The 12,298-nt window shown below is 47.5% G+C and carries 10 protein-coding genes; 4 read left to right on the top strand and 6 right to left on the bottom strand.

What is annotated here, in order from left to right; genetic code table 11:
• Window position 1: 1 nt before the first annotated feature.
• The gene (locus tag WJM45_RS07700; protein ID WP_341328376.1) at window positions 2–742 is read left to right on the top strand and encodes a DUF5020 family protein; all 741 of its coding nucleotides are present in this window, start codon (window positions 2–4) and stop codon (window positions 740–742) included.
• A gap of 96 nt (window positions 743–838) precedes the next feature.
• Here the strand turns inward: WJM45_RS07700 and nhaD are convergent, their stop codons facing one another.
• From nhaD to WJM45_RS07685, 3 genes are all read right to left on the bottom strand, one after another.
• Complete coding sequence (gene nhaD / locus WJM45_RS07695) at window positions 839–2,245, bottom strand: sodium:proton antiporter NhaD (protein ID WP_341328917.1); 1,407 nt, start codon at window positions 2,243–2,245, stop codon at window positions 839–841.
• A gap of 663 nt (window positions 2,246–2,908) precedes the next feature.
• On the bottom strand, window positions 2,909–3,490 hold the full coding sequence (locus WJM45_RS07690; RefSeq protein WP_341328375.1) for a DUF1269 domain-containing protein: 582 nt from the start codon (window positions 3,488–3,490) through the stop codon (window positions 2,909–2,911).
• A gap of 109 nt (window positions 3,491–3,599) precedes the next feature.
• On the bottom strand, window positions 3,600–5,687 hold the full coding sequence (locus WJM45_RS07685) for a sodium:proton antiporter (protein WP_341328374.1): 2,088 nt from the start codon (window positions 5,685–5,687) through the stop codon (window positions 3,600–3,602).
• A gap of 383 nt (window positions 5,688–6,070) precedes the next feature.
• On the opposite strand from WJM45_RS07685, the gene WJM45_RS07680 reads away from it, so the two are divergent.
• The 3 genes from WJM45_RS07680 (at window position 6,071) to WJM45_RS07670 (ending at window position 9,539) form a co-directional block, all read left to right on the top strand.
• A complete protein-coding gene (locus WJM45_RS07680) occupies window positions 6,071–6,667 on the top strand; it encodes a hypothetical protein (RefSeq protein WP_341328373.1) in 597 nt (198 codons plus the stop codon).
• Window positions 6,668–6,928: 261 nt separating this feature from the next.
• Window positions 6,929–8,590 (top strand): putative transporter, encoded by a 1,662-nt coding sequence (locus tag WJM45_RS07675; RefSeq protein WP_341328372.1) that lies wholly within the window; start codon window positions 6,929–6,931, stop codon window positions 8,588–8,590.
• A 7-nt stretch (window positions 8,591–8,597) separates the two neighbouring features.
• The gene (locus WJM45_RS07670; protein ID WP_341328371.1) at window positions 8,598–9,539 is read left to right on the top strand and encodes a zinc metalloprotease HtpX; all 942 of its coding nucleotides are present in this window, start codon (window positions 8,598–8,600) and stop codon (window positions 9,537–9,539) included.
• A gap of 247 nt (window positions 9,540–9,786) precedes the next feature.
• On the opposite strand, the gene WJM45_RS07665 is transcribed toward WJM45_RS07670, so the two are convergent.
• From WJM45_RS07665 to cysK, 3 genes are read right to left on the bottom strand one after another with little or no spacing between them, the layout of a single operon-like run.
• Window positions 9,787–10,605, bottom strand: coding sequence for a tRNA threonylcarbamoyladenosine dehydratase (locus WJM45_RS07665; protein WP_341328370.1), 819 nt, complete (start codon window positions 10,603–10,605; stop codon window positions 9,787–9,789).
• On the bottom strand, window positions 10,598–11,260 hold the full coding sequence (locus WJM45_RS07660) for a TatD family hydrolase (protein ID WP_341328369.1): 663 nt from the start codon (window positions 11,258–11,260) through the stop codon (window positions 10,598–10,600). The genes WJM45_RS07665 and WJM45_RS07660 overlap by 8 nt, the downstream gene beginning before the upstream one ends.
• A 23-nt stretch (window positions 11,261–11,283) precedes the next feature.
• Window positions 11,284–12,234 carry a cysteine synthase A gene (gene cysK, locus WJM45_RS07655; protein WP_341328368.1) on the bottom strand — a complete coding sequence of 317 codons (951 nt, stop codon included), beginning with the start codon at window positions 12,232–12,234 and terminating at the stop codon, window positions 11,284–11,286.
• Between the last annotated feature and the right edge of the window lie 64 nt (window positions 12,235–12,298).

Below are 12,298 nucleotides of genomic sequence, written 5' to 3'. Positions count from 1 at the left end.
CATGGCAAAAGTAGCAGCGTATTGGTCTGCGCTGCTACTTTGTTGCGCCTTGCCTGTTCACGCGATTGACTGGACCGCGAGCAATGTTCAGTTGCTGTACGGAGGAGATTTCGAATTTGGCGAGCCGAAACGAACGACGGTCACGGTCGAACATGCCCATGGCTGGCAATATGGTACCAATTTTTTCTTTGTCGACGTCATGCCCCGCGACGATGTCGGTACCGAAGTCTATGCCGAGGTCTACACCTATTTAAGCTGGAATAAAGTAACCGGGCTCAATCTGGCATTAGGTCCGATCAAGGATATTTCGTTAGCGCTAGGCCTTAATATCAGCAATCTACCGGTACAAGACCACTTTAAGGCCTACATGTTCGGTTTAAGCTTCGACCTTGCAAACAGTCTATTCGATTATCTGCAATTCGACGTGACCGTCTATAAAGCCGACGATGTTAGCGGCCGCTACGGCTTTCAATTTACGCCGGTTTGGAGCCTACCTTTCACAATAGGCTGCATCAATTTTAAGTTTCGAGGCTTTACCGACTTCAGAACCGGAAATACCAATACATCGGGAAACTTCAACATTCTGGCTCAGCCGCAGTTATTGGTCGATATCGGCAATTTGGCCGGTTGGAAAAACGACACGATTTACATTGGTACCGAATATTCGCACTGGTACAACAAATACGGCGTCAAGGGTGTCGACGAAAGAGCGATTCAGGCGATGATAATCGGATTTTTTTAATGCTTACTCCGGCAGAGATGCAAACCAAATGTAACGAGCTTAATGTGTCGAAGCAAAACAAAAGCGTTAGTTTGCATCTCTATGGGAAACTATAGGTCAACCGTTAATCAGCATATGCGCGCCGATACTGGCTGCATATCCCAACGCGATCGCGGGAGTCCATTTCAGATGACTGAAAAAGGTATAACTGCCGCGCGCCTGCCCCATCAACGCGACACCTGCCGCCGAACCGACCGACAGCAAACTGCCGCCGACGCCCGCAGTCAATGTGACCAGCAACCATTGTACTTCGGGCATGTCGGGATTCATCGTTAATACTGCAAACATAACCGGAATGTTATCGACAATCGCAGACATCACGCCGACGATAATATTCGCGTAAGTCGCGCCTAATTCGCCGTAGATGAATTCCGAGGCGATGCTCAAATAACCGATAAAGCCCAAGCCGCCGACACACATGATGACGCCGTAAAAAAAGAACAGCGTATCCCACTCGGCTTTAGCAATCTGGCTGAAGACATTGAAACCGCTCCCTTGCCCTTCGCTGCCCGGAACCGAATCGAAACTGGAAAACTCGCGTCGATGTTTCATGCGCAGGTAATAACCGAAAAATTTCAAATAACCGAAACCGGTCAACATGCCGAACGCCGACGGCAGATGCAAAATCTGATGAAACAATACGGCCGTTACAATAGTCCCTAAAAACAAACCGACGATGACTAAACCGCCATGTTTGATTTCGGCGCTATCCTCTTCCGGTAAAGTTGGTAAACCCACCGGTATAAAATAATGCATGATCGCGGCAGGCACGGCAAAGTTGACGAGTGAAGGAATAAACAGCTTGAAAAAGTCACCAAAGTCGATAATGCCTTTTTGCCAAACCATCAGCGTCGTGATATCGCCAAAAGGACTAAACGCGCCACCGGCATTCGCGGCCACTACGATGTTGACGCAGGATATCGCGACAAACTCCGGCCTGCTTGCACCGACCGTCATCACAACGGTACACATAATCAGCGCGGTCGTCAGGTTATCGGCTATCGGCGAGATAAAGAAGGCGAGAATACCGGTCATCCAAAACATTTGCCGATAACTGAAACCTTTAGAAACCAACCAGAAGTGCAATGCTTGAAAAACATCCCGCTCTATCATCGCACTGATATAGGTCATCGCCACTAACAAAAAGAAAAAAAGCTCGGCATATTCCAAAAAGTTATGGCGCAACGCTTCTTCGGTCGTTTCATTCAGGCCGTGCGATGCGTAGACATAGGCGATCATCGCCCAAATGATACCGGCCGCAAGCAGCACGGGTTTAGATTTTTGCAAATGGGTTTGCTCTTCGAGTATGACTAGCACATAAGCAACGACAAATATCAATAATGCAAAATAACCGACTGCATGATCGGTCAAATTGATCGTTTCAAGCCCGGCGACCGAAGCAAACGCGGATACCGGTAATAACAAGAAAAATAGGGTTAAAGGAATAAATCGGATAGGCGGCATTTTCTTCACAGAATATATCCTAAATGACGAAAGGAAAATCGCAAGGAAAAATCGAGTTCGCTTGCACAAAGGCCGCCATTATCCATTAAGTCGTAGAGCGATGCAAAGCAAACGCCCGAAACAACAAACTCAAAATACCCTTTAAAAAAAATATTTTACTTATTTTTCAAGAATATAATAAACAGCAAAAAAGCATTGAATCGATACTTTTTCCGCATTCACAACCTCGAATTCCGATACGCCTAAAAAATCAGTTGAAGCCAGTAATTCCCAGTTTGATCAGTTTCGCTGATCTTAAGGCGTGGGATATGCTTCGAGGAACGCCGGCACCTAAATCCAGCACCTAAATTCCATAGCCGATTGGCTATGTTTAATATCATGACTAATTTAGGTGCTGGATGAATTCCATAGCCCCCATTGGCCATGGTTAACTATTTTGGGTAATTTCATTTAGGTGCTGGGCCTGTCAAGGGAGTTACCAAACCCTCAACAAAGCTCATAGTTCCAGAAGGTTATTTATTACAAAATCCCTAGTAGCGAGGAAGTGGCTTGGCTTGATGCGTATGTGGCCTAACCCTTTCATACTGAAAATCGCTCTAGCTTACTGAGGGTGCGGGGTATGCTTACCGTTATCGAAGCATCCCCGCAAAGTTGAATAATATTTCAGTAAGGAGGGGGCATAATCGGCTCAATTCCTTCGAACTCGGCGGTTGGGTGGTGCATTTTAATCAACCGACTAATTTCATCAATTTCATTTTTATTTATATCTATCAACACTAACAGCTGCCCTGCTTCTATAGCTTCCTCAAATTGCCTCAAGCGAGAATTACCCGAATTCATCCCCGAAAGCCCTCCCATCAAAGAACCAATAGTCGCGCCGACCAAAAGTACGCCCAATAAAGGCCCCCCGGCAATCGCAAAACCAGCAAACCGTAATGCCACCAACCCCGCTAGTACTCCTGTCGACCCGCCCAACGCAGCGCCACGCTCGGCAGCAGCAAGAAAATCCGTTTTTATCGTCACGCCCGCTTCAGGCAAACCTTCGAGCGGCGTATCGCGTTTCGCCAAAATATGAATATGGCGCTCTTCGATCCCTTCGGACTTAAGTTCGTCCACAATTTTATGAGTGATAGCAATATCCGGAACCAAAAAATAGATTCGTCTCATGATCTTCTCCGCAAAATTAGCTGGATAACATCCAAATCGATATAAAACTCTCTTCTCTACATTGATTCCGATTTTCAAGGGTCGGTTCAACAATTATTCGAAATTGACGGGTAGTGATCGGTGAATAGTGAATGATGCGGTATTTTAACTACTTGTCAAGCTCCCTCTTTCCTCTTTCACCTTTCACCTATTTCCTTCCTTCTCGTAGCTCATTAAATAACATAATGTACAATTTGCTACTGATAATCTCATTTTTACTCAACTTGTCCAGCGTTTCCATTTGCTGGGCATCGAGCGCTTTTTGCCCGCTAACCGAATTGAAATCCGTTAACAATTCGTAATTCGACTCAATCATCTTATCGAGGTTTTGCTTGGTATTCGCAGCCAACGCTTTGTATAGATCGATAGTTCGGCACAATGCATCGGCGTCGTCGAAAATCTCGCCTAGACTGCTATCTTGCAAGCCTTCCAATCTTCCGACCACCGTTTCGAGCATTTGATATTGAGTTCGGTAATAAATATAAAGCTCTTGGGGCTGCAAATTCTGCGACGACAAAAATAACAATCTTCGCACACCATTGATCAGACGCTCTATTCCGTCCACCGGAAACTTCTCGTCCAACTTATTTAACTGAGAATGTCCTTTTTCGATACGGGCCATTTGAATATCCAGCAAATTGAGAATTTTTTTATAGACTTTCTCATTAATGTCGCCGCGATGATAGATTTCTTTCAATTCGCTCTTTTCCATGCCCAGCACAAAAATACGCAGTAACTTCTCAGTCAATTCCGCGGCATTCGGAAACTTGCCTTTATATTCGCTCAAAGCCTGGTCATGTAAACGCTGATAACTATCGCGCATCGCCTTGTACTGTTCCTCGCTGATTTTTCTATCTTGAAACAAACGTTCCAGAGAGCTCAAGACTTCATCATATATCAATGCCTTACCTTTGTAATAACTGACTTCTTCATAATCCGTCAATGCGTCGATACCGAGCGCGTGCATCACTTTACCGATCGTAGTCGCCTTGACCAACAAGGTAAAATAAATACAACCGATCGTGATTGCAGTAACGAAATCCTTGACCGAAAAGTCATAAGTCCAACCCGGCAAGGCCGCATCGTCAGGAATCAATAAGACCATGATGACCGCTAACGATCCTCTCAAACTACCCCAGGACAACAAATGCATCCAGGAAACGGGAATCGGCTCTTCCTTCCGAGTCAGATTCAACAACCCCAGCAACGGATAAATAGACAACGCACGTCCCAGCATCACGACAACAATCGCCAGTAATATAGGCAGAATCGCAACATGCAAATCAATTGATTGTTTGACGAACAACAAACCCATTAAGATGAAAACCAGCGAATTCGTCACGAAACCGAAATAACTCCAAAACTTTTCCATATATTCTTCGACGCCGTGCGACATTTTGAACCGGCCGAAATTACCGATCACCATCGACGCGACCAAGGTCGCGATAATTGATGAGAAGCGAAGCTGCTGACCTAAAAGCACAATATGCTCGGAGATCACCTCGGTCAAAATGAACGTAAAATGCGCAACCAACAACGTCAGCGTTATTTCCAAATGCTCTCGGCCTTTGACCCACTCGATTAGTTTCGCGAATATAAACCCCATCAACAAACCGAACATAATTCCGCCGAACAGCATGATGAAAAAATTCAAAAAACCGTTCGCGATCGAGGTTGATCCGGCAAAGCCGTGCAATAAAATTTCGAGAAATACCAAAAAAATAGCGAACGCGGTACCGTCGTTAAACAAGCTTTCGCCTTCGAAAATCAATGTGAGTCTTTTCGGCGCGCCGTAATCTTTAAATAAAGACAATACCGCGACTGGGTCGGTCGAAGAAATGATCGCGCCGAACAATAAAGTCACGATAATCGGCACTTCAAAGCCAATCCATCTGAACACATAAAAACCGGCAATACCGATAAAAAAAGTCGACACCAACATGCCCGGTATCGCCAGCAAACTGATCGCCCGGATATTGTTAATCATGTCGCCGATTTTGATGTTATAAGCCGATTCGAAAATCAAAATCGGTAAAAATACGAAAAACAACAACTCGGGAGTCAACTCGAAACTATTGATAAACGCGAAGGCTTCGACCCGCGACGAGGGCACCAATAACGAACCGACAATCACTAACAGCACGGTATAAGGAATGCGGGCTTTTTGCGCCACCATGAATACAGCCAACGAAATTAGCATCAAGCTAAACAACGCTAAAAATACTTCAAGATTCATTCAGAAGCCTCGAATAGAAAAGAACGGGTAATGCCGACAAGCAGTTTTTCACAAACTACTTCGAATCGGCCGACCATTTTAACGCCCAATCGGCTTTTACATATATACCTTTCGCACTTCAAATTTCGGCAGTGCCGGAGGAGGCCTCGGGCTCGATCCCTCACCTAACGCTAGGTGAGGGACCAGCATGGAGCTGGCTGTGTAGATACCTACGCCATAAAACAGGGAAATTATTTATGACCAAATCCTAAAGAAGTCAAAGGTAGACTGTGCATAAGAAAAAAGTTGGCTACGTTGAACATTTACCGCTATCGCGGACATTGTTTTTAAAAAACTATTTTTGCCGTATATTAGCGACTAATCTAATCGTTAGGAACTCACTCATGAGCCGACAAAAAAAACCTTGGAACATAGACGGCATTATCCGGAATATCTACCTCCATGAAATTATTTTTCTAGGCCTAATCGGATTGTGTTTTATCGGCGACCTGATCGGTTACCTATCCGAACGAGCGGTGCTTTTTTACTGGTTGACGATGACGCCGATTTTTTTTATTAGCTCGTTTATTAGCGAACAAGCATCGGCACTGCAAAGCGGAAAAAATACGCCGCATTTTCTAAAATACGAATCGATTTTTTGGCTGAGTGCTTTCATGGCGGTAATGCTAATCATGTTACTTTGGCATGCCAGCATTATCGAAACCGAAGCAACCGGCTTGATTATTCACATCATTCTTGCTCATACCATGTTCCTAACCGGAACGCTACTCGGTATTCGCTTCTACTTAATCGGTTTTTTTCTTTTCCTAACGGCAGGACTGACGATTGCGGTGGAAGGCGAAGTCGGACGTTCGGTATTCATCGCGATACCCGTTATTATTTTAGGACTCTATTACGAAAAATATTTTTTGTTTCCGTCTATCCGAAACAAAATCGAGCAAGCTTATCGAGGAGATGAAATTTACGAAGATGAAGAGTAGACTTCGGCAGATTTTATTGTCGACCTTCATCTTAACCGGCTGTCGCCTAATAACAAGCCAGCATAAGCTCAATTTTGCGAGAATGCCGGTAACACTCAAACTAACGCCAAGCTTCTAACTACTAAATTCCAGAATCTCTTGGTAATATGCGGCCATATCCTTAATAACTATAAGAATTTATCAGATAGGCTCCTCGTCTGTCACACTCCATGCCTTTAACCAATTTTTTTAGTCGCGCATTTAGGGAGTCATTCGTTTTCTATGAATTGGTTTATTGAGCTTTTCAGCGAAGAATCGGTCCCGCACAGCCTAATCGTCATCAGCCTAGTTTCCGCGTCGGGGCTAGCTCTAGGCCGCCTTAAACTTTTTAACTTTAACCTAGGAATTGCAGGCGTATTGTTTACCGGATTAGCTTTCGGCCATTTCGAGATCACCATTTCCTCCGAAATCCTGCATTTTTTGAGGGAATTCGGACTCATTCTGTTCGTTTATGCAATCGGACTTCAAGTCGGTCCCGGCTTTATTCATGCATTTTATCATCACGGCATTTTGTTAAACATCTTAGCCGCGACGATCGTGTTGCTTGGCGCCCTAACGGCCGTGTCGATCGGGCTGATCGAAAATATTCCGATTGCCGCGATAGTCGGTCTATTTTCGGGCGCGACGACCAATACACCGTCGCTTGCAGCGGCTCAAGAAGTGTTAGGCGGTTTACCGACGATCGATGCAGAAACCTTAAAACTCCCCGGCATGGGCTATGCGGTCGCCTATCCGTTCGGAATTATCGGCATCATTCTATCCATGCTTCTGATCAAGCGGGTTTTCAACGTGATGATTCAGCACGAAGCCGATTTGTTCTCCCGCATTCAGCGGGCCAATGCTCAAGCACCGGTCTGGAAGGATCTAACTGTCGAAAATTCGAATCTTAATCATATCGCGATCGGCGAGATTTCATTTTTCGAAGCCATGGGCGTCGTAGTAACTCGAATACTGCATGACGGTCAAGTCTCTGTTGCCTCAATTGACAGCCGACTGTATACCGGCGACTCGATTCGCGTAGTTGGAAGCCCGAAACAATTGGAAAAACTAAAAATGTTGATCGGCCCGGAGGCCAACGTTAACATTCAGGATATTAGCAGCAACCTCCACACCGGGCGTTTCGTCGTCACTAACAAAAAGGCCGTGGGTCAATCGATCGCACACCTTCGCGCTTTGTTCGGCGTCACAATATCGAGGATACATCGACCCGACGTGGAATTTACGCCGACCGGCGCGATGCATGTGCATTTCGGCGACGAGTTACTGGCTGTCGGCAGCAAGGAAGGCCTAGCAGGCCTCGAGGAACTACTGGGTAATTCGCTCGAAACGTTGAATCATCCGCAAATCGTGCCGATCTTCATCGGCATCGGCCTCGGCATATTGCTCGGCAGTTGGCCGATATGGCTTCCAGGCATGCCTTCGGCGGTCAAATTAGGCCTAGCCGGCGGACCATTAATTGTTGCGATCGTATTGAGCCGCATCGGCAATTGGGGCACAATGACCTGGCATTTGCCGAAAAGCTCGAACATTATTCTCAAGGATATGGGAATCGTTTTGTTTCTCGCGGCGGTGGGCCTGCACTCCGGCGATCGCTTCATCGACACGCTAATTCAAGGCGACGGCTTCTTTTGGATGGCTTGCGCGGCATTGATTACGCTATTGCCGTTGCTGCTCGTCGGTTTCATTGCACGACTATTTTTTAAGCTAAATTATCTATCGCTATGCGGCTTGTTGGCCGGCAGCATGACCGATCCGCCGGCCTTGGCTTTTGCTAACGGGCTTAGTCCTTCTCCTGCTGTCTCGATCGCCTATGCAACCGTTTATCCCTTAGTCATGATTCTCAGAATCATGGCGGCACAATTGATGATCATCTTGTTAATTTAGCAAAGTTATGAAACGCCCTACGATCGCCAACCGTTTTTACTCCTTGATTCTGCTCTTATCGATGGCAAGCTACATGGCCTTGCTAGGTTGGCAATTTGCCGGCTTGGATGGACTGATCGCATTATCATTGTCCTGCTTGCTGGTCGTCACTTTGAATCCGACTCTGTCCCCGCATTGGCTGATGAGCCTTTATGGCGCAATTCCGATCACGCCGGACAGAGCGCCTGAACTCTATCAATTATTACTGCAAATCGCCCAGCGCTCGGGCTTGAATACTTTACCGGTTTTGTACCGCGTACCGAGCAGCACGCTCAATGCTTTTACGACCGGAAGCCAAAACCATGCCGCCATCGCCTTAACCGACGGCTTGTTCGGCCAACTAAGCCTGCGCGAATTGGCAGGCGTACTGGCCCACGAAGCCGGCCATATCCGTAATAACGACATTTGGATTATGGGCTTGGCGGATTTATTCAGCCGCGGCACCAGCTTATTATCGTTGTTCGGGCAATTGGTCTTATTGATCAATTTACCGTTTATTTTATTGACCGAAGCCCGTTTTAACTGGCCGTTAATTTTGCTGATGATTTTCGCACCCTATATCAGCGCTTTGACCCAACTGGCACTATCGAGAACCCGAGAATTCGACGCCGACCTATGTGCGGCCGAAGTCACGGGGGATCCTCGCGGCCTAGCCTCGGCGTTGACTAAAATCGAACACGCTCCATATTCTCTCTGGAAACGAATTTTCTTCCCCGGCGGACGCGATTCAGCCCCTTCACTACTTCGCAGTCATCCTCCAACCGAAGAACGCGTAAAACGCCTACTCGAACTGGAAAAAGACCGAACCTTCCGAGCCATGGCCTATCCGGAATTGATCGATTTTCAAGCTCGGCTCGGCGATCGAATTGTCAGAAGCCCAAGGCGACATATCACCGGCCTGTGGTTCTAATAACTTCCCCTAAGATTCACACGTTCTGCTTCACTACCATTAAGTTAACAGCCACCCTCGGTCCGGCATGGATTGCCGGTATCCAGCCGGATAGGTCGGGTTAGACAGAGTCGTAATCCGACATATCGATGGACAAAATGTCGGGTTACGCTAGCGCTAACCCGACCTACTCTACTGATTCCCACGGTCCTGCTGAGTCAGTGAAAGTATTCAATATAACGAACTAACTATAAAGTGACATGAAGAATTAGTTCGTTGATTTTTTGTTTTTTTCTTCATTACCTTCATGTTCTTCATGGTGAAATGCTTTTTCTAGAATTAAGCCTTTTTTCGAGTCGAGTGCTTGTTTCTGCATTAAAGCGCGTATCACGACCGATGCGCAGACCCCGCCGAAAGCCGCCGGTAAATACGAGATCGTTCCGTAGGCGGATTTTTTATACCGACTACCTTCGGTCATCATCAACGATTCCTTGATCACGGCCTCGGGCGAAAACACCGTTTTAACGCCGCTCCGGATACCCATTTTTCGCAAGCGAATCCGAATGAACTGTGCGAATGGACAATGATAGGTCTTGGAAATATCAACCACTTTGATTTGTGTCGGATCAAGCTTACCCCCCGCCCCCATCGAACTGACGATCTTCATCTTGCGTCGCTTAGCCGCCTGTATCAACGTAATTTTCGGCGTCAAACTATCGATCGCATCGACTACATAGTCGTATGGCGTGTCCAATATCTCGGGCGCGGTATCGGGCGTGATGAACTCGTGCCTAACGTGCAATTTCAACTCGGGATTGATCGCAAGCAAGCGCTCGCCCATGAGATCGGCTTTCGATTGTCCGAGCGTCGTCGCCAAGGCCGGCAATTGACGATTACGGTTGCTCGCCTCGACCACATCGCCGTCCACGATGGTCATTTCGCCGACACCGGCGCGGCATATGAATTCGGCCGCGAACGAGCCGACTCCGCCCATGCCGACCACTAAAACATGGGACTTCTGCAAACTCTCCAGTTTGGCCGGCCCGATCAATAATTCGGTACGGGACAGCCAGCTCAAATCAGTCATGTAAAAAAACTCGGTTAAAGTTGTTTTCGAGGCGTTGTTGAAGTTCGGGCAAATCGATTTGCAAAATAGCCGCCGCAGCCCGGTATATGCTATTGATGCCCAAACCGGAATCGTCGGTTTCCAGAAAAATCCGGTCTTCGGGCACGGCGGGCAATACCTTAGCGGCATTACTGTTAGGATGCAACAAAGCCTTTCCGAACGATAGATAACACCCCCGATCGACCAGGCGCGCCGCGATTGAAGGCTTATTATTAAAGCCATGCACGATCCAAGGCGCCGAGGATTTTCGTTTCGATTTGATACGGAGTAATTCGTTGAAGGCGCGCACGCAATGAATCACGACCGGTTTCCCGGATTGCTCGGCGAGCTCAAGCTGCGCGATGAAGATTGATTCTTGCTCGGAAAAAGGCGCGCCGGTCAATCGATCGAGACCGCATTCGCCGAGCGCCAATAATTTCGCATCGGCCAATGCGGACTCTAGAGTTCGCAGGGCCGCCTTACAGTCTTGCCTTTCGATAAACCACGGATGAATTCCTAACGAATAATAGCCGGTCCAATGGCCTGGGCCGGCCCATTCCGAAGTATCGAAATTGACAATAACCTTGCCCTCGCCTTTGCCATGCCTGTGAATATCGATCAACGCACCGACCGGCATCGATAGACGGGTTTCAGCCTGATTTAATGAAGGGAGTCGAACAACACCGAACTCAAATAGCGTTCGCCGGAATCGGGCAGGATCACGACGATGGTTTTACCCGCAAATTCGTCTTGTTCGGCTACCCGAATCGCCGCGACCATAGCCGCGCCACAGGATATTCCGCAAAGAATGCCTTCTTCTTGCGCTAATCGCCTAGCCATCTCAACCGCCTCCATGCTTTCGACCTGTTCGACCCGATCGACGACTGACAAATCGAGCGTATCCGGGATGAAGCCGGCGCCGATACCTTGAATTTTGTGCGGCCCCGGTTGCAGCTCTTGACCCGCTAATTTTTGCGAAATCACCGGACTTTCCTTCGGCTCGACCGCGACGGACAAGATATTTTTGCCTTGGGTCTGTTTGATATAGCGCGACACACCGGTGATCGTTCCACCGGTACCGACCCCGCTAACCAAAACATCGACACTGCCGTCGGTATCGTTCCAAATTTCAGGGCCGGTGGTTTTTTCATGAATCGCGGGATTGGCCGGATTTTTAAATTGCTGCGGCATAAAATAACGATCCGGATCGCTTTGCACGATTTCTTCGGCGCGCTGAATCGCGCCCTTCATGCCTTCGGCGCCCGGCGTCAAAAATAATTGGGCGCCGAACGCGGCCAAGACTTTACGCCGTTCGATACTCATCGTATCAGGCATTGTCAACGTCAATGAATAACCGCGCGCTGCGGCGACATAAGCCAGGGCAATACCGGTATTGCCGCTGGTCGGCTCGACGATTTCGATGCCGGGTTTCAAGATGCCACGTTGTTCGGCATCCCAAATCATCGCCGCGCCGATTCTGCATTTGACCGAATAAGCCGGGTTCCGGCCTTCTATCTTGGCCAATACCGTAGCCTTGTTGCCGGCGATACGGTTTAGTTTCACTAATGGCGTACGGCCTATCGATAATGAATTGTCATCGAAAATATTCATACCCCCTCCTGTTTTTATTAACTTGACGAGGGCCTGATGATTTCATTATTGGTCCTAACCTGGC

The organism is Methylotuvimicrobium sp. KM2, assembly GCF_038051925.1.
Lineage (GTDB): Bacteria > Pseudomonadota > Gammaproteobacteria > Methylococcales > Methylomonadaceae > Methylotuvimicrobium.
The sequence above is the reverse complement of the archived record's forward strand: the minus strand, read 5'-3'. Positions and strand labels throughout refer to the sequence as shown.